This is a genomic window from Nitrospira sp. CMX1 (assembly GCF_054902215.1).
Map to the genome: position 1 here is coordinate 106422 of NZ_JBUBKD010000066.1, position 26440 is coordinate 132861.

Below are 26440 nucleotides of genomic sequence, written 5' to 3' on the forward strand. Positions count from 1 at the left end.
TCAAATAATGTGAGGATTTCATTCGCCGGCGAGTCGAATGGTGCCCCGAGCCAGCGAAGCGCGTCGAGGGGCAATCACCAGAAGTTCAGCCCGCCTTTTTGCGTGCTTGACCAAAAGTCTCGACAGGTAGACTTAGGCTTGATATAGAACCCCATCGATGGATGGTAGAGCGCTCATCCCATGTATTACGTGTACATTCTCCGTTGCTCCGACGATTCCTTCTACGTAGGTTCAACTCGGGGCTTGCAAGATCGTGTTCATGCTCACAACGTCGGGTAAGGTTCCACGTATACATTCAACCGTCGGCCTGTTCGGCTCATGTACACAGAGGTCTTTGATACGGAAACGTAAGCCATCAAGCGGGAGCGTCAGTTGAAACGATGGAGTGCGGTGAAAAAGCAAAGCCTGATCTACGGTGATCTCACAACACTCAGATGTTTGAGTAAACGACGTACGTAGGCATGTAGTCTCGCCTTATTGACGCCGCCGGATAGAGTCCTCAACCCACCAGTGATTTCTCCATCCTTTCTATACCTCGCTCGACCCGGAGCCATCTGATGTGGCTCTGGGCGACGGGATGAAACACCACCAGTAATTTCTGTACTTCGTGCGTACCACCCAATCTTGGTCGCGCTGGTTTCTCTGAAAGGCGTCCGAGACGGGGCCTCGTCCTGCTGGATGAGGCCCCATGCCCTCACTTGATCTTGGCAGTGATCTCCTTGCTGCCGCTGTTGTCACCGATTGTGACACTCACGGTCACTGGGTTTTTGGTGCCAGTCAGATCGGCACCATGGCCTTCCACTTTCAATTCGTAGTCGTTCCCAAGAATCAACGACCGAAGCACCGTCTCGAGGTGCACGCCGTTGATCGTTCCCTCGAACACGAATCGTCCTTTGTGCTGTTTGAAGGAGCCAGCTGGGATCGCCGTCGAGAAGGTGCCCACCTGGATGATCATGGGTTCCGTGAGCGGAGCGATGCCGTTACTGCCGGAGCCGAGAGTGAAGGTAGCCTCCAGCTTGAACTCGTCGTCATTCTGACGCTGATGATAACGCCCTTCAACGTCATCGTAATGCGGACGATGGTGAGTTCTCCCGCCATGGTGCCGCCGATCATCTACATCTAGCTTGGCTCTCGCGTCGAACTCGGCGAAGGGGATGCTGCTGCTGATCTTCGCCACAAAGGCGTCAAAGCCACCACGAAGCATGTTCTGGAGTGGACTGCCGGCCGTGCTGGGAAAGTCAGACGAGGAGGTTCTTCCGGACACATAGGCGTTGCCGGCTGCATCCAGTGCGATTCCACTGCCAAATTCACTCCTGCTGCCACCTAAATAGGTGGAATAGAGAATCGCGGTGCCAGTCGAGTTGAGCTTTGTGACGAACGCATCGGTCTGGCCCCCGCCAAAGGTACTCTGGATTGGACTACTTGCTGTCCCTGGAAAACCGGACCCCGGTGTGTCAGTTTGACCCGTCACATAGGCATTGCCGGCTGCATCCACCGCGATTCCAAGGCCATATTCCCTCCCGCTGCCACCTAAATACGTGGAATAGACAATCGCCGTGCCGGCTCTGTTGAGCTTGATGACATAAGCGTCGGTGTCGCCACCGTTCGTGTTCTGGATGGGGCTGCTCGCCGTGCCGAGAAAGCCTGGCCCAGCACCACCGGTCACATAGGCATTACCAACGTCGTCCACCGCGATTGCAATGCCGATTCCACCGCCGTTGCTTCCTAAATAGGTCGAATAGACAATCGCCGTACCGGCTGCGTTCAACTTGGTGACAAAGGAGCTGCCGCTGTTATGGATAGGACTGTTCGCGGTACCTGGAAAGTTTGGCGATGCAGTGGGGCCAGTCACATAGACCTGTCCTTCCTGATCCACAGCAATTCCATTGCCATACTCGGACCTCTGGCCGCCCAAATAGGTGGAGTAGACAATGGCGGTTCCGGCTGCGTTGATTTTCGTCACGAAGGCATCAATGTCGCCACCAAAGATGTTTTGAATAGAACTGCCCGCGGTACCAGGAAAGTCAGACTCCCAGGTTTCTCCTGTCACATAGGCATTCCCCGATTGATCCACGGCGATCCCATATGCAAAATCATCCCCGCCACTACCCAGAAACGTTGAGTAAAGAATCGCGGTGCCGGTGGTATTGATCTTTGTCACGAAGGCGTCACGATCGCTGCGCATTGTACTTTGGATGAGGCTACCAGCAGTGCCTGGAAAGTCCGGCCCCCCCACGAGACTCCCCGTCACATAGGCATTGCCAGCAGGGTCCACGGCGATTCCGGAAGCCGTGTCACCACCGCTGCTGCCTAAATAGGTCGAGTAGAGAATCGCGGTGCCCGCTGGATTAAGTTTTGTGACAAATGCGTCGAGATCGCTGGGGCCAACACCAATAGTGTTCTGAATGGGGCTGCTCGCTGTGCCGGGAAAGTCTGGGGAATTAGTGCTCCCCGTCATGTAAATGTTGCCGGCGGCATCTAGTGCGATACCCGAGGAGGCGTCCCCCCCCCACTGCCACCCAAATAGGTGGCCCAGGAGAGGACGGGGTCAATGATGAGTGGTTTGCTAGCGTCGTAAGAGGCAACCTGAAAGGCAATGTGCTGGGTCTCGCTCGGATGCAGAGCAGCTGACGCAGTATGATGCGAAGGCTGCTTAGAGGATCGGACCGCATAAGTCCCGGCCAGCAGATGCTTCTCGCCTTGCTCATCTCGCTGATAGACCACCGGCTTGTGCAGGCGGAGCGTGGGGGCCACTTGATGTCCATTCTCCCTAGATTGCTGCGGCAGAGTGAGAACGAGATCGCCCTGCTCGTCTACCGCGATGTGCTCGGCTCCGTCGAACGCCAGCATGATCTGTGCGGGATCGGCGCCGGGTGCGACGACGAGGTCATATTCGAGCTGGCCCTGATTGCCGTAGTAGACCAGATCAATCCCCGCATAGAGATTCTTGTATTCGACCTTCCGATACGTCGGAATGTGGGTGCGCCACTTCGTCGGATCATCACCGATGAAGTAGTTGGTGATGCCGGGCAGTGGTGCAAACCCGGCGACCTCGGCGTTCGTATCAGCCCCGGCGAACTTCATTCGGACGACGGAGTTCGAGTGTGCAGAGGGGCGGCTCAATTGCGGGGGCTGCGTGAGGGCATTGTGTCGCTTGCGATCTGTCACTGTACCGGTACTCAGGCTCAGTACCGCTTCATTCGGCGTCAGGAAGAGGGTGTGATTCCTCCCACGAGTGGCGAACTGCACGGAGGGATCCCATTGGCCCTGATTGGCTTCGAAGCTGAGCGGCAGCTTTCCGTAGGTCGATTGTACAGTCGCGATCGCGGGCGCCGGGGGTTGGGTCGCGTTCTCCAGCGCGTTCGCCCACAGCGTAGCTGCGGGTTCGAAACTCACGACAATGAAGAAGACCATGCTGCTGAAATGCCGGAATGTTTCATGGCTGGGTTTCATGATGACTCTCTCCTTGTAGAGTGTAGTCAGCCGATCTGATTCAATAGGTCGAGTGCTCGGCGGTTCTCGCTGTTAACGGTATAACGAGAAGGAATGGTACTGAGAAACGGCAAGCGCTGTGCCGAGTCAGTCGATATGGAAATGCGAGCGATCCTGTGCACTTCGGTAGATCGATCGTAGAAACGGAGCTGTGTGTTGGGGGAATCTGCCCCGCCGAGATCATATCAGTGTCGCGTTTGTCCTCAATACGCCGCGTGTGGGTCGTTCATGGCCGGAAGATTGATCTTTTAGGACTGCGCTTCAGATTGCTGGGATATCTCGGAGCGACGCCTTTCGACCGCCTTGGTAGAAAAGGTCCTGTAAGTTCGTCCGCCATTCTTCTCAGTAACGCTCACCCCATCTGAGGACCACTACCCAACAACCCTGCATGCCGATTTTTGTTTCGTGATTGATACCTCGGATCGAGACGGTAGCTGCGCAAAGGACGAAGGTCCCGAACGGCAAGTTCAGATGGAAGGCTGCTAATTGGTCGTGGATTCATGGAGGTCTAAATTGACGATGTTCTGTCATTTTTGAACCTCTGAAAAACCCTAGCAGAATGCTGAAAAAGTCCTCCAGCGGCGTTCTCGCATCACTCAGAGGCTCGACGTACCGAAGCGTACGCCTCGCCCCTTCGCTCGCTGCGGCCTTGCTGGACGGCCTTTTTGAGCATTCTGGGGTGTAGAGTGCGACAGTTCTTTCTATCATCGTGCAACGGTGCGCGAAGCAGAAACCGAGTTTTTCAGCAGACTGCTAGGTTCCCAGGATCTACTTTCCAGTTGTGCTTAACCCGGGACCGGCACGCATTTCGACGAGGCATACAAAGCGGTCGATACTCACTGAGCGGTCACTTCGGGAAGGAAAGGACGGGTGATTCAGCTGATCGGGACTCCCCTACAGCACATCACTCCATGGAGGACTGATGGCGAAGGCGGCATTGATCAGGCCGACGTGGGAGTAGGCTTGCGGAAAGTTCCCGAGTTGGAGCCGGGTTTCCGGTACGAAGTGCTCGGCGAAGAGGCCGACCGCGTTGGCGCCGGTGAGGCACTGATTCATGATCTGCTTGGCTTCCGGCAAGCGGCCGAGTTTCGCCAATGCTTGAACGACCCAGAATGAGCAAATCACAAAGCTCGCTTGAGGTTTGCCGAAGTCATCCTGCCGCAGGTATCGGTAGAAAAACCCAGTCTCTTTCTCGTTCTGCCGGAGGGCAAGGGCGTGCTTGATCTGAGAGACCGTTGTGTCGCAGACCTCTCGATCCGGAAACCCGACAATCGCCAGTTGTGCCAAGGAGGCATCGTAGCTGTCATCGTTTGGGCCGTTCCGTAAGGCCTTGTCCTTCATCGCGCGTAGAAGCGCATTGGCTGCTCGGGCCCGTGCTGCGTCGAGATCGATCGGCAAGTCGCGGAGAAAGCCTGATCGCTGGATGCGGTAGGCACGATCGAGGCCAGCCCAGCACATGAGATTTGTGAAGGAATGTTCCCGCCAACCATTCCGAATTTCCCAGAGCCCGGCATCCGGCTGAGAGATGCTCCGTTCGCACAGTCGGATCAAGTTCGCCACCAGCGCTTCATGATCTCTTGTGCGGAGGTCGAAAAAGCGGTTATCGAAAAAGATCGGTGCCAGAGTAAGCAACATCTCACCGTAGACGTCGTTTTGCACATGCTCGGCCGCCTGATTGTGGCTGCGTACTGGTCCGCTGCCCAGAAAGCCTCGCCAGTTGGAATGTTCGGTTTCCGGGAGGGGGAGGTCTTGACTGAGCGTGTAGACCGGTGCCAGCCGGTCCTGTGATTGCTCGCGTGTATACCCGACATTCAGTAAGAATTTTAGAAACCCTTCCATTTCCTCAAAATGCCCCAGGTTATAGAAGGCGGAGAGTGAAAAATGCGCGTCGCGCAGCCAGCAATAGCGATAGTCCCAGTTCCGCGGGCCGCCTGGTTCTTCAGGGAGGCTGGTGGTCAATGCGGCAAGGATCGCTCCCGTGTCTTCATAGCAGTGGAGTTTGAGTGCGAGGGCCGAGCGGATGACTTCCTCCTGATAGAGGACCGGGATCGAACAATGTTTTACCCAGATCCGCCAATATTTCGTGGTCTGGTCCAGAAATTCGTGGCTGACCTTGACGAGATCGTCTTCAATCCCGATTCCCCAGGTCAATGCAAAGTACATTTTTGAGGTCAGCGTCACCGGCGTTTCCTCACACAGGTAGGTGAGGGGCATGTCGGTCAAGAGCCGCAAGTACTCACCGCGCATTTCGTATCGGAGGTGGCTATTGCCGCGAACGAATCGCACCGGCGTCTTGTCCCAGCCGGAAACCGGCTTACAGGAGACGCGAATGGAGGGAGAGCCGCTGAGCGGTTCAACGATTCGAAAAAGAGCGGTCGGCCGATAGACGCGGCCATACTGCAGAAATCGTGGACAAAAGTCGGTGATTTGATACGCGTCCCCGTTCGGGAGGGAGACGGTCGTGACCAAGATATTGGTGTTGGGGAGGTAATGCTGCTTGGAGGTTGTTTCCGATAGTGGGACGGATGGGTCGATCGAAAAATGTCCCCCGTCTTGGTCCAGGATCTTCCCAAAAACAGGGGGGCTATCCGGTCTTGGAAGACAGAGCCAGTCGATCGATCCATGAGTGCCGATGAGCGCGGAAATCTGGCAGTTTCCGATGAGTCCGAACTGGTACATAGCAGGACCATATTTGATTTCTGCATGAAAGTAAACTAACTTGTTTCCATGAGGCTCTTCGCGCTTTCGCTAAGGTTCGTCCTCCCCTTGGTGATCGTGTTGGCTGTGATCGCCTATGGGGTGGTTCCGGTCGTCGACTCACTCGAGCTCAAATGGTTTGTCCGCGACCTCGATATGCGGTCCAAGCTGATGGTCAACACGATGGGGGGACCGCTGGCCGATCTGCTGGTCTCCAACTCAACAGGGAAGATCTCCGCCTATTTTACCCGGATCATTCAGGATGAACGGCTCTTTGCTATGGGTTTTTGCGATCTCGAGAATCGTCTTCTTCATAAAACCCAGGCATTTCCGCAGGATGTGACCTGTCAGGAGACACTGGATCTTGCACCAAACTCTTCTGCCGTTCGATCATTCAGCAGCGGGCCGATGCATATTATGTCGGCTTCCATCGAATCCAACGGGCGCCGACTCGGACGGCTCCTGCTGCTCCACGATATGCGGTTCATCCAACAACGGAGCAGTGATACGAAGCGTTATGTTTTTTATGTCTTTGCGGCGTTGACGGCGATCATCTCATCGGTGACTTTGCTCATCGCGCATTTCAGCTGGAAAGAATGGGTGGCCGGGGTACGAGCGATGGTCAAGGGGGAACGACTCTTGACTCCGCTGACGCAGGAGCAGCACGCTCCGGAACTTCAGCCGCTGGCGAAGGACTTGCGCTCGTTGGTGGAAGCGCTCGAGACGGATCGTCGCATGCGGGATGAAAGCCAGATTTCATGGACCCCGGCCAGCCTCAAGTCGATTCTCCATGAGCAATTTTCCGGCGATCAGGTGCTGATCGTGTCCAATCGGCAACCCTACGCCCACTTTTGGCAAGGGCAAAGCATTGCGGTGCAGGTGCCGGCAAGCGGCCTGGTGTCGGCGCTCGAGCCGGTGATGCGTGCCTGTTCCGGCATCTGGGTTGCGCATGGGAACGGATCCGCAGACCGGGACGTTGTGGATGAGCGACACCATGTCAGTGTTCCGCCGTCGAATCCCTCGTATCAGATTCGTCGCGTGTGGCTCACCGCAGAGGAAGAAGCCGGGTATTACTATGGATTTTCCAATGAGGGACTGTGGCCGCTCTGCCACATCGCTCATGTCCGGCCGACCTTCCGGTCATCGGATTGGAAACATTACGTGGCCGTCAATGAACGGTTTGCCCAGGCCGTGTATGAAGAAGCGACGACCGATAATCCGGTCGTGCTCGTTCAGGACTACCATTTTGCTCTTTTGCCGAAGCTCATCCGAGACCGTTTGCCCACCGCTACGATCATCATGTTTTGGCACATCCCTTGGCCGAATGCGGAGAGCTTCGGGATTTGTCCTTGGCGTGAGGAAATTCTCGAGGGGCTCCTGGGGAGCAGCATTCTCGGGTTCCATACCAGGGTGCATTGCAATAATTTCATCGATAGCGTCGATCGCTCCCTTGAGGCACGGATCGATCGAAACAGTTCCACGGTGTCCTATGGGGGGAAAATGACGGCGGTCAATCCCTATCCGATCTCTATCGAGTGGCCGTTGCAATGGCTCCGTAATCAGCAACCGATCCAAGAATGCCGGGCCAGGCTGCGTGAGGCGTATGGAATGCCGGAGGATTGCCTCATCGGTCTAGGGGTCGAGCGGTTGGATTACACGAAGGGCATACTCGAGCGATTCATGGCGGTGGAACGTCTATTGGAACTCCAACCGGAATGGATCGGGAAGTTTACCTTTCTCCAGATCGCCGCTCCGAGCCGCTCCGTCATTGAACAGTACCATCATTTTACCAGCCAGGTCTCTGCGTTGGCCGAGCAGATCAATAAACGCTTTGGGCATGCCGGCTATGAGCCGATCTGTCTCCGAATTCAACATCATGAGCCGGCTGAGGTCTGTGCGTGCTACCGTGGAGTGGATCTCTGTGTGGTGAGTAGTCTCCATGATGGCATGAATCTCGTTGCCAAAGAATTCGTCGGTGCCCGGGACGATGAGCAGGGCGTGTTGATTCTCAGTCAATTTGCCGGGGCTGCTCGGGAACTGACGGAGGCGTTGGTGATCAACCCCTACGACATCGATCAGTTTGCCGCAGCCCTCCATCTGGGCCTGACGATGCCGAAGGTGGAGCAACGGGCCAGAATGCAGAGCATGCGTGGATTGATCCAAGAGTTCAATGTGTATCGGTGGGCGGGCCGGATGCTCATCGATGCCGCTCGCATGAGGCAAAAAGAACGAGTCATGAAGCAGGCGAGACGACCGAGTTTGCTGAGCTGATAGAAAGGCATCACAGGCATCATGGATTATCTCTTGACGGAAGCAGGAACACTGGAATTGGAGAAACTCATAAAGGGGAGGTCGCTCTACGCATTTGATTTCGACGGAACCTTGGCGAAGATCGTTCGAGAACATCATGCGGCGAGACTGTCACGTCCCATCCGCTTCTGGCTTGAAAAACTTGCACAGGGAGCTCCCACCGCGATTATCTCGGGACGCTCGGTCGAAGATCTGAAGTCGCGGGTTGGGACGGTCGTCCCGCACTTGATTGGGAACCATGGCTCAGAAGGCCCCCATACGCGCGAGGAGGATCAGCAGCAGGTTCGCGAGACCTGTCGAGCATGGTTGCAGTTTGTGACCGAGAGGTTTCACGATGAGCTGGCGCACTGCGGGGTGTCTATTGAGAATAAGTCCTATTCGCTCTCATTTCATTATAGAACTGTCGATCGCCGAGATGCGGCGCGGATACTGATCAATCGAGTGATCGGCGAGCTGTCTCCTCCGCCGCGCATTGTCCTCGGGAAATCCGTTGTGAATGTGATGCCGCCGACGGCCTCGCACAAGGGGACGGCATTGTTGGAGTACATGCGTCGGCTAGACTGTCCCACGGCGCTTTATGTGGGGGATGACGAAACGGATGAGGATGTCTTTGCGTTGAGGGACCATCGCATCCTGACCGTCAGGGTCGGTAAGAAGAAGGGTTCATCAGCCCGTTATTTTCTGAAAAGACAGGCAGAAATCACCGCCGTACTGCAGTTCCTGGTCGAAGGCGGTGATCGCGGCCTCCAAACCTGGAGTGGGTGCCATGAGCAGGGGATTTCCAGACCAACCTCCCACCCTAACGAATAGCGTTAGCTGGATGTTGAAAGGGTTCTATGGCGTCGTTCTCGTGTCGGTTCTAAGCGTGTGAGGGGTATCTCGTGAAGCGTCATTCGTTTGTGAGATATAAGGCGCGAACAACGAGAGAAGAACGATCGGCTTACTCCGCCAATTGCGAGCGCTCTCGTCCGAGAAGCAGATCATACGGGGCGAAGTCGTCGCTCAATACTACGCCTTGAGGCCAGGGGTCGGTTCGTCGCGTATTCAATAACGCGATGGTTTCCATCGGCAATCGTTGATTCAGTGCCGCCTCAGTCATTTTCGAAAGGGTCTGGCTGGTCGAGGCCTGTTCAATGAATCGGCCTCCAAAGAACACCAAGTTCTTTGCCGGGGACATGCCGGTCTTCCATGGTCCTTCCACGGCAAAACTCTCCAGAGCCGGGAAAGCCTGCTTCATCGTTTGTACGACCGCCGACGCACGGGCCAGATCCCCTTCTTTTCCGGACGAGGCCAGGTTGACTGCAACAATACCGTCTGGATTCAGGCGTGCTCGCACCAGCGCGTAAAACTCCGCAGTCGTGAGATGAAACGGGATCATGTCACGTGCAAACGCGTCGATCCAGATGAGGTCGTATGCCTGATCTGTCGCGTTGAGAAAGGCTCGACCATCCTTCACATAGACATGGTGATTGGCCGGGGGGCGATACGCAAAATACTCTTCGGCCATGCGGACCACCACCGGGTCGAACTCCACGATATCCAATTCCAATGTGGGCCACCGTCGTGCCAACCACTTCGCTATTGAACCACCGCCATGACCGATAATAAGGCCACGCTTTGGCTCGGACACTAGTGCCAGCGACGCGACCATCATTTGACTGTAGGGGAGAAACAGAGAATCTGGTTCGACTTTCCACATGGTGGCGTGGAATGTCCGGTCCAAGACGAGGTACCGGAACAAATCATCTTCACGAATACGGACCTGCTGGTACGGACTTTCCTCTTGATGGATGGGGGCCCTGAGTCGTTGGATAGGATGGAGTGCCAATGTTCCCAGCAGCGCGATGCATCCGACCACAATCAGCGAGACGAGGGGGTGAGAGGGTATGCCTTGCATCAGCCACAGGATCCCAAGTCCGACCTGAATGCCGCCCAACCAGGCAAGGAGAGACTGGCTTCCAAGCCAGGATAACAGAAAGAAGGCGGTTCCCCAGGTGCCGACCAGGCTACCCACGGTGGAGAGGGCGATCATGCGGCCCGTCTGCCGACCGAGGTGGTCCATATCGGCTACGGCCAACCGCAACATGGCTGGTAAGACCCCGCTCAGGCCGAATGCGGGTGGAGCCAGGAGGACGGTTGCGGCGAGACATGGGCCCCAACGGGGATCCTGTACGAGCTTCTCGATCTCAAACAGAACCGGCTGGTTCATCCATGCGACGAGAAACGTCCATCCACCGGAAAACAGCAATAAGGCCGCCAGGACTCGTCCGCTGGTATACCGATCGGAGATCCATCCGCCGAACGCATATCCGCTGCTCATCGCGGCGAGAATCACGCCGATCAAGGCTCCCCATACGAACAGCGAACTGCCGAACACAGGGGCCAAGAGCCGGCTTCCCAAAATTTCCAAGGCCATCACGACTGCTCCGGTCACAAGAGCGGTGCCGAGCAAGAACCAACGTGGAATGCGAGGTGGGTGAAGCGTCATCGAGTGGATGGGAGTCTGAAAACCCTTCTCCTGATATTGAGTGGGACGCGGCGTCGGATTGTACTCAACGCATTTCACGAGAGTCAACGAAGACGGATCTGAGTTCGCCTCAAGATCAAGCCTAGAATTGATTGCCCCAGGCTGGGCAGGTTGTTATACTTCTGGACGAATTCCTAAGGTGAAGGAGGGTTGGGTATGCATATCAGTGTGATCGGAACCGGCTACGTCGGACTGGTGACAGGCGCCTGTTTTGCTGAATTTGGCGTGAATGTCACCTGCATGGATAACGATAGCCGAAGAATTGAAAAGCTCAATAAGGGAGAAATCCCGTTTTTTGAGCCTGGCGTGGCGGAACTTGTGGCGAAGGGGACCAAGGAAGGTCGGTTAGGTTTCACGACGGACATTGCTCAGGCTGTGGACAAGGCGCTGGTGATTTTTATCGCCGTGGGTACTCCACCAAGCCAAGATGGCAGCGCCGACCTGTCGTTTGTCAAAGAAGTAGGGAGAGGCATTGCTCTCCACATGAATAGTTATAAAGTGATTGTCACCAAGTCAACGGTGCCGGTTGGGACCGGCGAAGCGATTCGCGAAGTCGTGAAAAAAACGCAGAAATCGCCGATCCGGTTCGACATGGTTTCGAATCCGGAATTTCTTCGGGAGGGATCGGCCATCGAGGATTTCATGCGGCCGAATCGTGTGGTCATCGGTGCAGACAGTGATCAGGCGGTCGCCATTATGAAGGATCTCTATCGTCCGCTTTACCTGATTGAAACCCCGATCGTCGTGACTGATGTGCCGACGGCGGAGTTGATCAAGTATGCGTCCAATGCGTTTCTTGCGACGAAGATTTCATTTATCAACGAAATCGCCAATCTGTGCGAGCGGGTTGGAGCCAACGTTCAACTGGTGGCGAAGGGCATGGGATTGGATCACCGAATCGGGTCCAAGTTTCTCCACGCGGGTCCCGGCTTTGGCGGGTCGTGCTTTCCGAAAGACTTGGCCGCGCTCATTCAAACCGGCGAACGCAACGGCTATCCTATGCAGATTGCCTCTGCTGCGTCACATGTCAACGATGTCCAACGTGGGCGGATGGTCGAAAAGATTCGGGATGCTGTCGGCGGATTGAAGGGGAAAACGTTGGCGTTCCTTGGCCTGTCGTTTAAGCCCAACACGAACGATCTCAGGGAGGCTCCGGCGTTGGCGATCGGGCGGGGTCTTGTGGCGGAAGGTGCGACTATTCGCGCGTATGATCCAGAGGCACTGGCGGAAGCTTGTCAGATGATGCCGGAACTCAAACCCTGCCAGGATGCCTACCATGCAGCGGAAGGGGCAGATGCGTTGGTGATCATGACCGAATGGAACGTCTTCAGAAATCTCGACTTTGAAAAGCTGAAGTCCGTCATGCACGCGCCGCTCTTGATCGACCTCCGGAATGTCTATGATCCTGAACGAGTCACGTCAGCGGGATTCAAGCACGTGTCGGTGGGGCGAGCGGCCTACGGCCCGAAGGGGTAAGGGCTGAACAGATTCGAGTGCTGCGTCCTTCGATCAACTCGGAGCAGGGCCTTTGACTGGCCTGCTCTGAGTTTGCCGAAGAGTTCAGAGCGAACGGATAGCGCAAACTGTTGAGGCATAATGTTTGCAATCGCGAAAAGCGGATCCGGTCTCCTTTCAGCATGACTCTGTCGGGATGTTGCCGACAGGGTTCCTACATCTGGTTAGGTCAGCCGTGGCAACTCAGCCTTTGAAGCCGTCTCCTTCGTTTTGGGTTTATACCCCATTCGATCCAAGACCTTCATGATTCTCGTCTTGAGCCGGTCGTCGGCCTCGGCTAACGCGGTGGCCAGCGGTTCCACTGCCGGCTTGCCGATCTTTCTGAGAATCTCGGTCGCCGATTGGCGAATTTCGTCTTCCTCCGATACGAGGAGGGGAATCAGTGGGGGGACCGATGGGCCACCGAGTTTGATGAGGGAATCATACGCTCGCTGGCGGACATCACCGACCTCGTCGGTCAGTGCTGAGACGAGTGGATCCACCGCACGAGGATCTTTCAGCTCACCCAACACCTCCGCAGCGTACTTTCGGTTCAGCCAGTGTGAATCTTTGAGGTCGAGCAACATCGCATCGGCTCGTGCGGTATTCGGATCTTTCGGGCGAATCTTGAAGCTTTTTGCGACCCGCTTGCCGCCTTCCTCCACGACGCGAATGGTGGCGCCGTCTCCGGCCTTGATTTTCTTAAGGTCCTCCAGCGCTTCTTCCGCCACATCCAACAGGACCGTCTTGCCGTCGTAGGCCAGGAGCTCGACCTCGAGCTGTCGGCTCTCCGGATTGACTGCGACGACGCGCTCAGTCACTAAGTTGAATCCGTCTTTTTTCTCTCCGCCCTTCGGGGCAATCTGAATCAACTTGGGGGCTTCATCTGCCATGGGAATGTATCCTCTAGAGTATGGAGTAAAAGGGTTTACTGTTCGGGTTTCCACCCGAGGCTGGCCAATACCGCCTCGACGGTTTCTTGGACCATGGTGTTTTCGTCTTCACGTAACGGCAACAGGGGTTGAATGGCTTCTGTGGCGCCGAGCCGAGCAAGCGACTCGGCGGCATTTCGCCGGACAAGCCAATCTTCGTCGCGGAGCGACGCAATCAAGGGCTCGATGCCTCGGCGATCGCCGATCTTGCCCAGCGCTTCCGCCGCGTGGCGGCGGACCATCCAGTTGGGTCCGAGCAGTCCGTCGATCAGGGCTTCGACCGCCCGCACGTCGCCGACTTTCTTGAGCACACGGGCTGCATCTTCCCGGAGGGTACTATCCATGAGGGCGTCAATCAGTCCGGGGACCGCCTGTGAATCGCCGATCCGCTCGAGCGCCCACACTGCCGCCGTCCGCACCGCCCCGTCACGGTCCTTGATTGCCTTGACCAACGGTTCCACCGCGCGCCGGTCTCGCAACTTTCCGAGTGCCGATGCCGCCTGTTCCCTGATCGCCCAGGACTCGTCCTGGAGAGCTTCGATCATCGGTTCGACGACCGACGGGCCCATTCGCACGATCGCGCTGGTCGCGGCCTCCCGAATGACCACGTCCTCATCGGCCATCAACTCAATCAGCCGAGGCAATGCGTCTTGGCCGGTCTGGCCGAGGCTTGCGATCGCGTGATCGCGTAGGGCTTCGTTTTCGTCGTAGAGCGCGTGAATCAGTTGTTCGATGCGATCAGATGTTGGGTGCTCAGTCATGCTCACTATCCTCTTCTCGAGTCTGGTGTTCCATGGCCATGATGGCCTCAAGCTTATCGGCGATCAACCCGGCATTATAGGCCACCAGGCCGTCGCGATCCGTCCTGAGTCGGTCGAAACTGTCTTTGTGCGGCCGCAACACCCCCACGTCTTTGATCTTGGCCAAGGCTTCCATCGCATAGACCCGAAGTGGTCGAATGGGAATGGCCTCGAGATAGAGGTGAGTCGGACGGGAGTCCCCGATCAACCCAAGGGCTTTGATCGCCAGTTCCTTCACGCCGGTATCTTTATCCTGTTCGAGTCGCTTCATCAGCGGAAGCACGGCCCGGACATCGCCGATTTTTCCCAGGAGATCGGCTGCCGCTTCGCGCACGAGCCAATCATCGTCTTCGAGATATTCGAGGAGAATTTCCACACTCGGCCGCCCGATCCCCAGAAGGTCGATGACGGTCGCCATCCGCGCCTCTTCCCGCTCACTGGCTCCTTCGACGTCGCGCAACGCATTGAATGTCGCATCGATACGTTCTCGAATGGCACTCAATTTCTTCAAGGTGCCCACGGCGATTTCTCGAACAGCCGGTTGTCCCATCGCATCAATGAACGCGTCAATGGAACGCGGATCTAGAAGTTGATCCAGCATCAGTGCCGCTGCAATCTGTGCTTCAGGATGGGGGTGCTTGAGCAGGTCGCACAGGGGCAGCACGGCGGTCGGAATGGCGCCAATCAGGTGCGTTAACACCTGCCTGGTTGGGCCTTCCGGTGTGTGCGGTAACAAGGCAACCAATGCCCGTGCGGTGTCCACATCGAGCACCCCTGCCATCTGTTCAAGCGCAGCCGCTGCAGCGTTGCGGACGCCATCCTCGTCGCATTCGAGCAGTGCGACCAGGGCGACTCCAGCCCGTGGATCCTTGATGCGCGCCAACATCGCCGCCGCTTCCTTCTTCAGCTCAGTCGGGCCGGTCCGCAGGGCGTCCATGAGCGCTTGGACTGACCGTGGTCCGCCGGCCACACAGGCGGCTGTCGCCCGCATGCGGCGCCAGTCTTCTTCATGAATGAGTTCCGAGACCAGGGTCTCGATGGTTTCTTTCGACATGGTGTTCAGAGGTGGCTGATGGAGACTTGGCGGGGTCGCCATCCCACGAGCGTCAAGGTCTCTCGAACATGGAATCTGATGTTCTCATCCTGCGAATCGTTCAATAGAGGAATGAGAACGGGAACGACTTTCGATCCGAATTTGGCCAATGATGCGGCCGCCTCTGCACGGGTATGAGTGGGGCTCAGGGCGGCGACGAGCGAAGGGATTGCTCTGTCGTCACCGATCAGGCCCAGCGCTCGTACGGCTGCGCCTTGCGTGATGAGTTCTTCATTCCACTGCTCTCCACAGCCGACCGCTGTTCTGGGTGCTTCCGGAGGGGTCGTGCCCCTGACAACATCGATCAGGACGGGTACGGCGCGGGGATTGCCGATACGTCCGAGTGCCTCGACCGCCACGGTCCGTAAACCCGGTTCACGCAGGACCACGTATAAATGATCGACGGCTCCGGCATCACCGATGTCGCCCAACGCCCGCACGGCATCCTCGCGCACAGCTGAATCATGATCGTTGAACAAAACCGAGAGCAGCGGTTCAACCGCGAGAGGGGAACGAGCCTTCCCGAGCGATTCCACTGCATGTAGGCGGACGAGCCAGTCGTCGTGCTTCAACGCATGCACTAAACATGGAATAGCCGCGTCACCGATGGCCGCCAGGGCTGTCGCTGTCTCCTCGCGAACCGCCTTGACCTTATCCTGCAGCAGCGGGATCAGGGCTTCCACGGTCTCTGTGCTTTTCACGCGGCCCAAGGCCTGAGCCGCGTGCATCCGGACGATCCAGTCGCTGCTCTTCAGTGCCGACAAGAGCGGAGTGAGTACGCGTTCATCCGCAATGGCTGCCAGGATCGCCGAGGCCGCCTCTTGAACTGCCAATTCGCCATCAATCAGGCAGGCTCCGAGCGCTTCAACAGCCGGTGCTCCAATCGCGCGCAGCGCGTCCACGGCCGCTTCTCGCACGGAGCGGTCCTCGTCTCGAAGCAAGGACACGAGAGGAGTCACTGCACGCGGATCTTTGAACCGACCAAGCAGACGTGCGGCCTCTTCGCGGATCGCCCAGTCCTCATCCCTGAGCGCGGTAATCTGTTCTCTAACGCTGTCGACCATGTTGCTTTCTGCCAGGATGTTGACAAAGTCCGCCGGCTTTGTGCTTATGTCGCTTTCACGCACGTGAAGCGTATCTCAAGAAACGTCGTTCAGGTGCGAGATGCCAACGACGAGATACGAGAGTGCGGCCTTGTGCGAAAGAATATGGCTCCCTCGGATTGAATCAGACGGTGTCACCGGATGGTCCAAACCGTCCGGTCTGTCCCAATGGCCGATCGATGCGCAGGTTGTCGGCTTGACTGGAACTAATTTCTACCTCCTCATCGGGAGGGGTCCACCCAAGCGTTTCCAGGGTTTCGAGCGTAATTTGCTTAAGAGCATCTTTGGCCGTCAGGCGAACTGAGGCGTAGGACAGCACGCGTTCCTTCTCCGCTTCCACCTCCGACGCCTTGGGGTCGTAGAGAAAGGCAATGAGGGGTTCAATCGCCGCATCCCCGATGACGGTCAGGGCCGCTGCGGCCTTCTCACGCAAGACCCCGTCTTTCAACAGCATGATCAGATCAGGAATCACGCGTGGGTCGCGAAACTGGCCCAGGGCGGTTGCCGCCGCTTCTTTGATGAAGGCATCCTCACTGACGATACATCCGGGTGTCGGCGAGCCTTCTTGCCTGATCCCTTTGCCCTTTAGGGCATCCAGTACGGCCGGGAGCGCGCGAGAATCGCCGATCATGCCGAGTGATGCGATGGCATGACGCTTCACGGCTCCATCTTTCATGGCTTCGATCAGCGCATCGATGGCCTGCGGGTCGCCGATCATGCCGAGCGCGATCGTGGCATCTTCACGAACGGCTCGATCCGGGTCTTTCAATGCTGCAATGAGCGCCTCAACCACTTTGGCGTCACGGACCCAGGTCCGGCCGATTTGATAGTCCGTCGTCATCCCCCCCAATGCCCGAGCTGCGTGACAGCGGACCACGAAGTCCTTGTCGCTCAGACTCTCAATGAGTGGGTCAACCGATGGGTGTCCGATGTAGACCAACGCGGTTCCCGCGGTTTCTCTTACGATTTTCGACGAGTCTCTGAACAGCTTGATCAAGGCTGGAACAGCCTTGGGATCCGCGATGCGGCCCAGAGCCTCCGCCACGGCGCTCTTGACGGCTCCGTCACGGTCACGACACGCGACAATCAGGGCATCGACGGTTCGGGGATCCTTCATTTTTCCGGCGGCTTTAGCGGCATGTTCTCGGACGCGCCAACGCTCGTCCTTCAAGGCCGTCATTACGCGATCGATGGCAGGTGAGCCTATCTTCACCATGGCTTCGACCGCCTGGTCTCGGACTTCCATGATGGGGTCATTGAACAGGCCGATCAGAGCCTCAATCGCTTTGGGGCCGCCGATTTTTGAGATGCCAGAACCGGCATAGGCTCGGACAGACCAGTAATCATCGCTGCAGGCGACGAGTAAGGCCTCAAGGGTTGACGGATCACCCAGGTCGGCCAGTGTTTTCGCCGCCTCCTCACGGGTGGCATCGTCCACATCCTCAAGTGCGTCCAACAGGGTATCGAGTGTATTAGCCATTGTTTGGTTTCTGGTCGTAATAGGGGTCAGGTTGTCCGCCGTGAGGGTATGTGCGCTTGCACAATATGACCAAGGTCTGCGTTCCACGACCTTGCACGCACTGGTCCAAGGCGCGTGAATAATCGATCGTACCGTTCAGGCCGACCGTAAAGGGAAAATCGAAGGTGAAGCTGATGAATTTATATTTGCCGGGCCGGAGTGTCAGGTCTCGGCGCTCAGTTGTTTTCGGGGCATCGAGCGACTCCGGGTCGGAATTCCAGATTGAAGGCGTGACGCCAGGTACTTGCCACCATGACATGGGGACTAACTTGGTCGCGTCAATAGTGATCTGGTATTCCTGGAGATGGGCAGCCGGCCGGTCTCCGGCGAAGCTGTTTTGAGCAAACACGATCGTGAGCAAACCATTGACGGTTGCGCAAAGGAGAAAAAGCAGATGTTTCATCACAGTGTTGCAGCTCATAGGTCGTTAGCGCTTCTTGGCACGGGGTACAGGCTGGGTGGCGGTCTCGGTTTGAAAGATCTCCTCGACCACCTTGCTATCCCATTCTGTGTGGGTTTCAAGCTGGAGTATTCGCATTACTGTCGCACCGGTATCGATGATGGATATCGGTTGACGGATGATCTGGCCCCGCGCGATCCCCGCTCCGGAGACGATCCAAGGAACAGACGCTGTATCGGTTCTCATGATTTCGTTGCCGGGGTCAGTGCCCTTCGTGCTCAGCGTTGTTACAAGGACGGTCGTTCGGTCTAAGAGGTTGTAGTGTTTGAAGAGGTCCAGGACGGATTTCATGGCGGCATCAACCGTCTTGAGGGCCTGTTGGTACTCCTTCGAATCCCAACCCTGGGTCACACCGGCTCGCCCAGCCTCTGGAAGATGCACCACTAACAAATGCGGCAGGGCGTGGACGGCATGGCCGTATCCATGACCGCTCGCGGCCTTCTGGAAATACTGTTGAATGTAGGCGACGAGTTTCTGGGAGCCGCATTCGGGCCGCAATGCGCCACAAAGTTGATAGTCGGTGTAAGGCGCAGGCTTCGCGAGCTGATAGAGCGATTCGTCCATAAAAAAGACGGCGCTATCTCGCCCTCCACTGACATCGAGGTAGTCGAAGAGACTCGGGGCACGTGGATAGCCTCGGCTGAACTCAAACGAATTCCAGGTGATCCCATGTTTTTCGACCGGCAGGCCGGTGACGAGCGAGGCCATCATGGGAAGTCGCAGGGCCGGTTGAACGGTGTTGGCTGACCATGTCACAGACCCTTCCTTGACGAGCTTACTGAGGACCGGCATGGCGCCACTCTTGAGCGAATCTTGACTAAACCCTTCAAGGACGAACAGGATGACATGTTCTGTTATGGGGCTGAGGGGGGCGGCTGCTTCACCGGCGGGAGGCGTCGCATGAACGGGAGTGTATGCTCCGCATACCAGCCACCAGGCTAGAAGACCTCCCAGCGTTGTGCATATGCGTGAAGGACGTTGTGTCATCACGTGACAATGAGCCTCTGGATTCGGAAACGAAAGCGTTACCCTAACATGCAAATTTTCAGGAAGGCAAGGTGGGGCACATCATCCTTCGAATGCTGGCGGAACCGTCGTTCCGGTGTTAAGCTGATTTTGCTAGTTGGCTCACGTTGCCTGCTCTGTCTGAGTGGGGAGGGGTGGTTGATGTCCGGTTCGACCCTTCGGCCGTGGTCTCTCTTTACCGGGATACATCGCAAGTCCTGTCCCTTCCTTTCGTTCCTTTTTATTATCGCTGCCGGTTTCTTTGTCTTCTCGCCTGCACGTGCTGAAATTCGGGTCGTCAATGCCCAAGGCGAACATCGCATGGGTGACCGCGATACCCGTGAAGATGCGATCCGCCTTGCGACGGAGGCGGCTAAACGAAATGCCCTGGAACAAGTCGCGACGTATCTGGAGAGTGTGACGATTGTCGATGGCATGGACGTGACCAAAGACGAAATCCGCACCTATACCGCCGGCTTGGTGCTTGTGCTCAACCAACAGATCACCACGAGTCTCGACGGCGATGTCGTCGCTATCAGGGCGAACCTTCTGGCGCAGATGGATACAGATGAAGTTGCGCGTGCGATCACCACCCTTCGAGAAAATGAAGATGCTCGTGTGCAGCTGGTTGAACTCAAACAAGAAAATGAACAGTTGCAAGAGGAACTTCGAGCGGTGAATCAGGCGCTGGGGACTGCATCTACCCCGGATCAGATCTACCAAGCCTCACAGAAGCGGAAGGAGATTCTCAACCGCGTGCAGTCGAATGCGATGGTCTCGCAAGCTTGGACCAATTGGGTGCTCGTGTCGCCGGTGGGGATCCCGCAAGGCTTTTTGAACAGCGCAAGCGGTCTCTTCCCGGCTAATCCGCACATCGCCATTGCCCAGCAGATTATTGCCTATCGGCAACCGATGGGTCCGCCTCAACCGCCAAGACCTGGGAGCAGGTCTGGTCGGATGCCAACCCATGAGCTGGTGCCGCCTCCTGGCGGGGCGACCGCACCGCGAACGTTCAACAACGAGATCATTCATCGGACACCTCCCGGTTCGCCTCAAGGGGATCGTCAACCGGTGGGCCAACCGGGCCAAGGGTTTGGTGGAGCAAGGCGAGTGCCGCAGGGGCCGCCGGGCTTGCAGCAATCAGGGCCGCCCCATCGAGGGGATCGGTCTTTCGGGGCACCGGGGGGAGGTCGTTAGTTACGATGGAAAATCTGAAGAAAAACATGGGAATAGGTGTTGTAGTCGTGGGTCTCTGGCTAGGTTGGGGGCTTGCTTCGAATATGGCTCCAGCCGCTGAGGTCGGCTACTCCGTAGATCAGTACTGGATAGGTCGAGGCCAGGGCGATCTCGCCAAAGGAAAAGTAATCTGTCAGCGTGTGTCGGAGCTGTCGGCTCGGACTGATCTGGCCAAGCAGATCCGTGTGTTGGTCAAAGAGCATCTGATCGATCGGGTCCGTGAACGGTCTGGACGTGAGACCGAGCAGGACATTGAACTGACTCGTGAAGAGATCGTTCAAGAATATTTGCAAGACGTCAAAATCGTTGATCGGCGGATTGATGAGGAGAATAAGACCTGTACTGCGACCGCGATCATGGCGAAACGTCCGATGTTGCCGAAGTCTCCGGATCAAGCACCAAGCCCCTCTGATATCCATTGATACCCATCAGTAAGGTCTCGCCCTCCGTATAGGCTGGGTTGCAGTCCCGAATCTAGATCGGCTATGTAATCCCTCATGCCGGTCGAAAACAACTTTCAGCACGACGAACTATCGCGGAAGAATCCGGGTGAGCGTTTGCGTGTCGCCGATCTGACGGATGTTGTCCCTCCGGATTCGCCAAAGTGGGGCGAGGCCATGGCTCAGTACGGGGCGAGCCTGTCTCAAGCCGGTATCGCCAGTGTGGTCTTTCTTCATGGCTCACTCCACGGGACCGATCTCTTCGGCATGCAGCGGTTGGATGAGGCCGGTGGGCTGAAGCGGGGCTATTCACGAGGTGTGTCGGGAGTTGATGCGTTGCTCGCGGCAATGCGAGAAGAAAGCAACGGTATTCCGTTGTTGCCAGGTGGACTCAAGCCACCGCTCTCGAACGATCATGCAACGAAGCATCTCCTGGACGAACAGATCGGGGCTGTAGGCAACTTCACCGAGGCCTATGTTCAATCGTTCAAGGACGCCATCAACAAGAATCTACCCCAACCTATCTCCTGCCACAGGCTCCTCTGGTCATGTGAGCACCATCATCTGGGGCGGGCGCTCGCCGCTGTGTCCCTGCTCGCGGAACTCGACAAGCTCTGTAAACAGCAAAGGTTGGAAAAAGGGCATCGAATTCTTGTCCAAGCGCATGGACAAGCGGGACTGGTTCTGGCGCTTGTGTCGAATCTCCTTTGTCCAAGCCCGATTACGGGACGACCCAAACTGCTCAGTATTCTGCGCGGCTATGCGGAACAGACAAATCAGCCGGCACTCATCGAGGCGGTGCAACGCATCGAATCGCTACTCGTAACGACGTCGCTCCTCGATGGCGCCGCGCTCGACGTCGTCACCTTTGGCACACCGGTCCGCTACGGATGGGATACTTCCGGCATTGGCAAGCTCCTGCACGTTGTGAATCACCGAAATCTTCGGACCGATGGAAAGAGCTGGTTGGCGAAGATGGAGCTGCCTCAGATCACGATGGAGATGCCGATTGCGTGGGGTGGGGACTACGTTCAGGAATTGGCTGTGGCCGGTAGTGATGCCGTGCCGACGACAGAGCCAGGCAAGGCTGCGAACAAAATGGTCTGGGAGCTGGTCGAGCCGTACGATGGGTTTGAGCGGTGGCTGGAATGCGCGAGGCGGGCCGTACGGTTCCCCAGCGAAGGCTGCTGTCTCCTGGTCGATTACAAAGATAGCACCGGCTCAACCAACCCACGCGACCACTACTATGGCCATGCGGTGTACACCCGTCTGAACATGATGCTGTTCAACACCAGTGCGATCGTCCGTTGCCTGTATTCCGCGTTAGGTTCTTCCTCTCCTTAATCGCCGGTGATAGGAGGTCATGTGCATCCGCTTGTTCGGCTTGGTCACGGAAAAAAAAGAGAAAGAAATCATTCGGACGGGATGCGATCAGGAAAGTTTGAAATGATACCGTCGACACCAAGGGAGAGTGCGCGCTCGATGGCGCTTGGACGATTGGCCGTATACACGAACACGCGTAGATCCGAGCTGTGGAACGATTCGATCAGACGGCGGGTCACTCTGTCGTGGCGAAGACCGACGCAGGACGCGGCGTATGTCATCGCGCGGGCGACGGAAGCGGCAGGAAACCTGTCAAACAGCACCATCAAGGAACTGCTCAGGTCAGCCGCCCGGACGTGTATCAGTTCTTCGTGCAGGAACGATGCATAGAGGATAGGGCCTGTAAAGCCTGCATGGCGGACGGTCTCGACCGTCTGTTGAGCGATGCCTGTGACCTTGATCTCCAATATCAATCCCGTTCGTCCAGTGGCAGCCTCCAGGACTTCCTGAAGGGTGGGGATTCGTTGGCCATTCCCTGCATCGAGCCGCTTGGCGTCCTGGAGCGACAGCCGATCGATCCGTCCTCTTCCATCGGTCGTTCGATTCACCGTGGCATCGTGCAGTGCCACGAGGGTGCCGTCCGCTGTACGGCGAAGGTCGACTTCCACAAAATCGACCCCGCAGGCGATGCCTGCGTGAATCGCTGCTACGGTATTTTCCGGGGCGTGGCCGGCTGCTCCGCGATGGCCGATCCGTATCACCTGGCGCGCGGAGTGCCTCGAACTCCGGTCGTTCGATTCAGGGCCGCTCATGATCGTGCCTGTCCGGCATGGGTGTGCAAAATGGAGGAGAATGAATCGGCATACGCAGAGTCTTTTCCGCTCCGCCGATCCCAGGATTTTCCACAAAGCCGAGGGCGTTGCAGGTTCCGGCTGAAGAACTCATGATGTGGGACGGGACCAGTCCGGCGCGGACCAATTCTGTGGCGGCTGCCGCCTGGAAGATGGCTTTGCATCCGCCTCCGCAGAATACAAACAGGATGTTGCCGTACTTATTCGAGAGGTCGTCGTGCATCTAAACGCTCCGGATTGATGTGTCCACGTTGCATCCCGGGACGCGCGTGGTTGGCTTGAGAGCCTACAGGATGAGAGTCCATGAAGCCGTATGATGTCTGCATCGTCGGCGCCGGTGTCGTCGGCTGCGCGATCGCCAAAGAATTCATGGTCCGGCACCGGCCCGCGCCGATCCGCCTCATCGTTCTCGAACAGCATGAACGTCCGGGGGAAGAAACCAGCGGACGCAACAGCGGGGTGCTCCACAGCGGCATCCATGAAACTCCCTGTTCGCTGAAGGAACGGCTGGCCCATGAAGGTTGCCGGTCGGCGGCGGCATATGCGCTGCGGCGCGGCATCCCGCTGCTCAGGACCGGGATGCTCATCGTTGTATCCAGGGAAGATATCCGGCGCGGCCTCTGGCGCGAGATCTCGATGCTGCGGCGATTATGGTTCAACGCCTGGAGGACGAACACGCGGGTGAAGTTCATGACATCCTCCGCTGTACGCGCGTGGGAACCTCAAGTGCGCGCCAGTTGCGGCATCGCCATTCCGACTGTCTCCGTCATCGATTCTCAGGCTTTCGTGCAGTCGCTCAAGACCGATTCGGAAGCGGCCGGCGCCGAGTTTGCCTTTGGCAACCGGGTCATCGCTGTCGACGAGATCGACGGCTCGTATCTTGTCTCCACCGATCGTCAACGGATTCGGACTGCTTGCCTGATCAATGCGGCCGGGGTCTATGCCGACGAGATTGCTTCCCTCGCGCTGCGCACCGATAAATATACCATCCATCCGTTGCGGGGTGAGTACTATGAGGTGGTGACGCCGGAGAAGAGAGGCCTTGTCGGACGCCCCATCTATCCTGCGTTGCCTCCCGGCGCGACCGGCAAGGGGATTCATGTGGGTCCCCGCCCGAATGGACGACTGTATATCGGGCCGAACGAAATACTCGTTCAAGACAAGGCGGATTACACGTCGCACAAGACGCCGCCGGGCCTGTTCGTTGACGCTGTGCAGAAATTCCTCCCGGCATTGGATGAGCAAGACCTGCGTTGGGCCTATTCCGGTATCAGACCGCGTGTTGTGACGGACGGCCGGTCCAAGAGCGACTTCATCATCTCGGTCGATCGAGAAGAACCCCTTCTCGTCGATCTGATCGGCATTGAATCCCCAGGGCTTTCCGCGGCGATGGCGATTGCTCGGCATGTGTGTGATCTGCTGTCTCTTCAGAAACGGTTCCCATCCGGCTGAGGCGGTCCTGTTGGATCATTGGACTGATGAAGATTGCAACGGCCCCTGCGCCGCTTCCTCGACCCGTAGGACTCGATGCAAGGTTTTCCCCAGGACTGATCTGGGAAGCTCCGAGCAGAATTCATACTTCTTGGGAATTTTGTACGGGGCCAGATAGCGCCGGCAATGGGCGAGGAGGTCGTCGGCGGAGACGGATTGGGGTGAGGCGATGACAAAGGCCTTGATCGATTCGTTCTCATTGCCGTTTCGTACGCCGATGACGGCCGCGTCGCGCACCTGGGGATGCAGCATGAGCACCTGCTCGATCTCGGAGGGGTACACGTTGAATCCGGACGAGGACAGGATCATGTTCTTCTTTCGATCCTCGATGTAAAAGAAACCGTCTTGATCGACCCGCGCGATGTCGCCGGTCGCAAGCCACCCGCCAGGTTTCAGCACGTTCGCGGTTTCCGCCGGGTTGTTCCAATAACCGTTCATCACTTGAGGGCCCCTCACCCACAGCTCGCCGGTTTCTCCCACCGGAACCTCCCGGCCCGTCTCATCAACGATTTGCGCTTCCGTATTCGCGATAGGCAGGCCGATGGAGCGTTTGACGGAAAGGCCTCGGGCGATATTGCAGTGCGTGACCGGAGAGGCTTCGGAGAGACCGTACCCTTCGACGATCATATGGCCGGTCTTTTCCTTGAATCGTTTCAGGAGATCGAACGGGAGGGCGGCCCCGCCGCAAATCACGAACTTCGCGTCTTTCAAGTCCTCCGCGTCACACTCGTCGAGCAGTTTCTGGGCGAGCGCGGGGACCAGGGTGATGACGGTCGGCCGTTTCTTGCGCAGCAGCGACAGCAGCACTGGGATATTGCGGAGGTCGGGGACCAGCACCATGCAGCCTCCGACGGCCAGGCAGATGTTTTGCGTGACCATCATACCGAAGACGTGAAAAAGCGGCAGCGCGGCCAAAAAGCTCTCCACCCGCTCGACGGGAGAAAACCAGCTCACGAGTTGCCGGATGTTGGCCGTCAGGTTGCGATGGCGCAGCTCTGCTCCCTTGGAGATGCCGGTGGTGCCGCCTGTGTATTGCAGCAGCGCGATATCGTCCGGGGTCACGGTCGGGAGTTGATCCGGCGGTACGGGTGTCGCGTGGTCCAATACATCGTGAAAAAACAGCGTCCGTTCGCCGGAGGGAATCTCGGCCGGTGGCTGCTTTTGTCTGTGTAGGTAGAGATATTTGACCAGCGTCGTCATGAAGTCGGTGATGCGGGTGACGATGATCAGGTCCAAATCGAGGTGGCAAATTTTCTGGTGCATCAGGTCGAGTACGACGATGGCCCGCGCCCCCGCGTCTCGAAGCTGGTGGGACAGCTCATGCTCCGTGTAGGTAGGGTTGCACGGCACGACAATACCCCCCGGCCCTGATAATGCCGAAATAAGCGATGACGGCCTGCGGCGCATTGGGAAGGCACAGCGCGACGCGGTCTCCTTTGCCGATGCCCAGGGCGGCGAGGCCACAGGCGAAACGCTCGATGAGGGAATGGCAGTCGCGGTAGGTGAGGGTCTTGCCGAAGAAGTACAGGGCCGGCCGGCGCGCAAAGCGCTGCGCGCTTCTGGAGAACATCGTCACCAGCGTTTCGGGGGGCAGCGGCAGCTCGTGGGGAACACCCTCCGGATAATGGAGGAACCAAGGGTGTTTAGACATGTAGCGGGTCCCTCCT

The 26440-nt window shown here is 57.3% G+C and carries 23 protein-coding genes; 8 read left to right on the forward strand and 15 right to left on the reverse strand.

The features are described 5' to 3' along the window. Window positions 1-180: 180 nt before the first annotated feature. On the forward strand, window positions 181-279 hold the full coding sequence (locus ACYX34_RS17015; RefSeq protein ID WP_462077776.1) for a GIY-YIG nuclease family protein: 99 nt from the start codon (window positions 181-183) through the stop codon (window positions 277-279). A 415-nt stretch (window positions 280-694) separates the two neighbouring features. On the opposite strand, the gene ACYX34_RS17020 is transcribed toward ACYX34_RS17015, so the two are convergent. From ACYX34_RS17020 to ACYX34_RS17030, 3 genes are all read right to left on the reverse strand, one after another. Next, window positions 695-2458, reverse strand: a complete 1764-nt coding sequence (locus tag ACYX34_RS17020; protein WP_462077777.1) for an SBBP repeat-containing protein — start codon at window positions 2456-2458, stop codon at window positions 695-697. 20 nt (window positions 2459-2478) lie between these two features. After that, complete coding sequence (locus ACYX34_RS17025) at window positions 2479-3453, reverse strand: DUF7948 domain-containing protein (protein WP_462077778.1); 975 nt, start codon at window positions 3451-3453, stop codon at window positions 2479-2481. Window positions 3454-4386: 933 nt separating this feature from the next. Continuing rightward, window positions 4387-6171, reverse strand: coding sequence for a glycoside hydrolase family 15 protein (locus ACYX34_RS17030; RefSeq protein ID WP_462077779.1), 1785 nt, complete (start codon window positions 6169-6171; stop codon window positions 4387-4389). 48 nt (window positions 6172-6219) lie between these two features. Between ACYX34_RS17030 and ACYX34_RS17035 the strand changes: the two genes are divergently transcribed. Next, complete coding sequence (locus ACYX34_RS17035; protein ID WP_462077780.1) at window positions 6220-8460, forward strand: alpha,alpha-trehalose-phosphate synthase (UDP-forming); 2241 nt, start codon at window positions 6220-6222, stop codon at window positions 8458-8460. Between the two features lie 21 nt (window positions 8461-8481). Continuing rightward, complete coding sequence (gene otsB, locus ACYX34_RS17040) at window positions 8482-9309, forward strand: trehalose-phosphatase (RefSeq protein ID WP_462077781.1); 828 nt, start codon at window positions 8482-8484, stop codon at window positions 9307-9309. A 130-nt stretch (window positions 9310-9439) separates the two neighbouring features. On the opposite strand, the gene ACYX34_RS17045 is transcribed toward otsB, so the two are convergent. Next, window positions 9440-11065, reverse strand: a complete 1626-nt coding sequence (locus ACYX34_RS17045; protein ID WP_462077782.1) for a fused MFS/spermidine synthase — start codon at window positions 11063-11065, stop codon at window positions 9440-9442. Window positions 11066-11182: 117 nt separating this feature from the next. Here ACYX34_RS17045 and ACYX34_RS17050 point away from each other — a divergent pair, with 117 nt between their 5' ends. Further along, a complete protein-coding gene (locus ACYX34_RS17050; protein ID WP_462077783.1) occupies window positions 11183-12502 on the forward strand; it encodes a UDP-glucose dehydrogenase family protein in 1320 nt (439 codons plus the stop codon). Between the two features lie 203 nt (window positions 12503-12705). Here ACYX34_RS17050 and ACYX34_RS17055 read toward each other — a convergent pair whose 3' ends face one another. From ACYX34_RS17055 to ACYX34_RS17085, 7 genes are all read right to left on the reverse strand, one after another. Continuing rightward, on the reverse strand, window positions 12706-13413 hold the full coding sequence (locus ACYX34_RS17055; protein ID WP_462077784.1) for a HEAT repeat domain-containing protein: 708 nt from the start codon (window positions 13411-13413) through the stop codon (window positions 12706-12708). A gap of 35 nt (window positions 13414-13448) precedes the next feature. Further along, window positions 13449-14213 (reverse strand): HEAT repeat domain-containing protein, encoded by a 765-nt coding sequence (locus tag ACYX34_RS17060; protein ID WP_462077785.1) that lies wholly within the window; start codon window positions 14211-14213, stop codon window positions 13449-13451. After that, on the reverse strand, window positions 14206-15306 hold the full coding sequence (locus tag ACYX34_RS17065; protein WP_462077786.1) for a HEAT repeat domain-containing protein: 1101 nt from the start codon (window positions 15304-15306) through the stop codon (window positions 14206-14208). Before ACYX34_RS17065 ends, ACYX34_RS17060 begins: the two co-directional genes overlap by 8 nt. A gap of 5 nt (window positions 15307-15311) precedes the next feature. Next, window positions 15312-16472: a HEAT repeat domain-containing protein gene (locus tag ACYX34_RS17070; protein WP_462077787.1), complete on the reverse strand. Its 1161-nt coding sequence runs from the start codon at window positions 16470-16472 to the stop codon at window positions 15312-15314. Between the two features lie 100 nt (window positions 16473-16572). Then, entirely contained in the window at window positions 16573-17928 is a 1356-nt protein-coding gene (locus ACYX34_RS17075; RefSeq protein WP_462077788.1) for a HEAT repeat domain-containing protein, read from the reverse strand. Continuing rightward, window positions 17921-18370 (reverse strand): hypothetical protein, encoded by a 450-nt coding sequence (locus ACYX34_RS17080; RefSeq protein WP_462077789.1) that lies wholly within the window; start codon window positions 18368-18370, stop codon window positions 17921-17923. The genes ACYX34_RS17075 and ACYX34_RS17080 overlap by 8 nt, the downstream gene beginning before the upstream one ends. A 24-nt stretch (window positions 18371-18394) precedes the next feature. After that, complete coding sequence (locus ACYX34_RS17085) at window positions 18395-19414, reverse strand: alkaline phosphatase family protein (protein ID WP_462077790.1); 1020 nt, start codon at window positions 19412-19414, stop codon at window positions 18395-18397. 180 nt (window positions 19415-19594) lie between these two features. Here ACYX34_RS17085 and ACYX34_RS17090 point away from each other — a divergent pair, with 180 nt between their 5' ends. From ACYX34_RS17090 to ACYX34_RS17100, 3 genes are all read left to right on the forward strand, one after another. Continuing rightward, window positions 19595-20629 (forward strand): hypothetical protein, encoded by a 1035-nt coding sequence (locus ACYX34_RS17090; RefSeq protein ID WP_462077791.1) that lies wholly within the window; start codon window positions 19595-19597, stop codon window positions 20627-20629. Between the two features lie 5 nt (window positions 20630-20634). Then, window positions 20635-21090: a hypothetical protein gene (locus ACYX34_RS17095; protein WP_462077792.1), complete on the forward strand. Its 456-nt coding sequence runs from the start codon at window positions 20635-20637 to the stop codon at window positions 21088-21090. 75 nt (window positions 21091-21165) lie between these two features. Further along, window positions 21166-22452 carry a hypothetical protein gene (locus tag ACYX34_RS17100; protein WP_462077793.1) on the forward strand — a complete coding sequence of 429 codons (1287 nt, stop codon included), beginning with the start codon at window positions 21166-21168 and terminating at the stop codon, window positions 22450-22452. Window positions 22453-22520: 68 nt separating this feature from the next. Here ACYX34_RS17100 and ACYX34_RS17105 read toward each other — a convergent pair whose 3' ends face one another. After that, window positions 22521-23243 carry a glycerophosphodiester phosphodiesterase gene (locus ACYX34_RS17105; RefSeq protein ID WP_462077794.1) on the reverse strand — a complete coding sequence of 241 codons (723 nt, stop codon included), beginning with the start codon at window positions 23241-23243 and terminating at the stop codon, window positions 22521-22523. Then, window positions 23230-23505, reverse strand: a complete 276-nt coding sequence (locus ACYX34_RS17110; RefSeq protein WP_462077795.1) for a patatin-like phospholipase family protein — start codon at window positions 23503-23505, stop codon at window positions 23230-23232. Before ACYX34_RS17110 ends, ACYX34_RS17105 begins: the two co-directional genes overlap by 14 nt. Window positions 23506-23585: 80 nt before the next feature. On the opposite strand from ACYX34_RS17110, the gene ACYX34_RS17115 reads away from it, so the two are divergent. Further along, window positions 23586-24734 (forward strand): NAD(P)/FAD-dependent oxidoreductase, encoded by a 1149-nt coding sequence (locus ACYX34_RS17115; RefSeq protein WP_462077796.1) that lies wholly within the window; start codon window positions 23586-23588, stop codon window positions 24732-24734. A 15-nt stretch (window positions 24735-24749) separates the two neighbouring features. On the opposite strand, the gene ACYX34_RS17120 is transcribed toward ACYX34_RS17115, so the two are convergent. Both ACYX34_RS17120 and ACYX34_RS17125 read right to left on the reverse strand, forming a co-directional pair. Further along, a complete protein-coding gene (locus tag ACYX34_RS17120; protein WP_462077797.1) occupies window positions 24750-26123 on the reverse strand; it encodes an AMP-binding protein in 1374 nt (457 codons plus the stop codon). Then, window positions 26092-26424 (reverse strand): AMP-binding protein, encoded by a 333-nt coding sequence (locus ACYX34_RS17125; protein ID WP_462077798.1) that lies wholly within the window; start codon window positions 26422-26424, stop codon window positions 26092-26094. Before ACYX34_RS17125 ends, ACYX34_RS17120 begins: the two co-directional genes overlap by 32 nt. Between the last annotated feature and the right edge of the window lie 16 nt (window positions 26425-26440).

Bases quoted from the DNA above. Each gene is read 5' to 3' on its own strand.
- ACYX34_RS17015 (WP_462077776.1), top strand. From the start codon at position 181: ATGTATTACGTGTACATTCTCCGTTGCTCCGACGATTCCTTCTACGTA.
- ACYX34_RS17020 (WP_462077777.1), bottom strand. From the start codon at position 2,458: ATGACGGGGAGCACTAATTCCCCAGACTTTCCCGGCACAGCGAGCAGC.
- ACYX34_RS17025 (WP_462077778.1), bottom strand. From the start codon at position 3,453: ATGAAACCCAGCCATGAAACATTCCGGCATTTCAGCAGCATGGTCTTC.
- ACYX34_RS17030 (WP_462077779.1), bottom strand. From the start codon at position 6,171: ATGTACCAGTTCGGACTCATCGGAAACTGCCAGATTTCCGCGCTCATC.
- ACYX34_RS17035 (WP_462077780.1), top strand. From the start codon at position 6,220: ATGAGGCTCTTCGCGCTTTCGCTAAGGTTCGTCCTCCCCTTGGTGATC.
- otsB (WP_462077781.1), top strand. From the start codon at position 8,482: ATGGATTATCTCTTGACGGAAGCAGGAACACTGGAATTGGAGAAACTC.
- ACYX34_RS17050 (WP_462077783.1), top strand. From the start codon at position 11,183: ATGCATATCAGTGTGATCGGAACCGGCTACGTCGGACTGGTGACAGGC.
- ACYX34_RS17055 (WP_462077784.1), bottom strand. From the start codon at position 13,413: ATGGCAGATGAAGCCCCCAAGTTGATTCAGATTGCCCCGAAGGGCGGA.
- ACYX34_RS17060 (WP_462077785.1), bottom strand. From the start codon at position 14,213: ATGACTGAGCACCCAACATCTGATCGCATCGAACAACTGATTCACGCG.
- ACYX34_RS17065 (WP_462077786.1), bottom strand. From the start codon at position 15,306: ATGTCGAAAGAAACCATCGAGACCCTGGTCTCGGAACTCATTCATGAA.
- ACYX34_RS17075 (WP_462077788.1), bottom strand. From the start codon at position 17,928: ATGGCTAATACACTCGATACCCTGTTGGACGCACTTGAGGATGTGGAC.
- ACYX34_RS17080 (WP_462077789.1), bottom strand. From the start codon at position 18,370: ATGAAACATCTGCTTTTTCTCCTTTGCGCAACCGTCAATGGTTTGCTC.
- ACYX34_RS17085 (WP_462077790.1), bottom strand. From the start codon at position 19,414: ATGACACAACGTCCTTCACGCATATGCACAACGCTGGGAGGTCTTCTA.
- ACYX34_RS17090 (WP_462077791.1), top strand. From the start codon at position 19,595: ATGTCCGGTTCGACCCTTCGGCCGTGGTCTCTCTTTACCGGGATACAT.
- ACYX34_RS17095 (WP_462077792.1), top strand. From the start codon at position 20,635: ATGGAAAATCTGAAGAAAAACATGGGAATAGGTGTTGTAGTCGTGGGT.
- ACYX34_RS17100 (WP_462077793.1), top strand. From the start codon at position 21,166: ATGCCGGTCGAAAACAACTTTCAGCACGACGAACTATCGCGGAAGAAT.
- ACYX34_RS17105 (WP_462077794.1), bottom strand. From the start codon at position 23,243: ATGAGCGGCCCTGAATCGAACGACCGGAGTTCGAGGCACTCCGCGCGC.
- ACYX34_RS17110 (WP_462077795.1), bottom strand. From the start codon at position 23,505: ATGCACGACGACCTCTCGAATAAGTACGGCAACATCCTGTTTGTATTC.
- ACYX34_RS17115 (WP_462077796.1), top strand. From the start codon at position 23,586: ATGAAGCCGTATGATGTCTGCATCGTCGGCGCCGGTGTCGTCGGCTGC.
- ACYX34_RS17125 (WP_462077798.1), bottom strand. From the start codon at position 26,424: ATGTCTAAACACCCTTGGTTCCTCCATTATCCGGAGGGTGTTCCCCAC.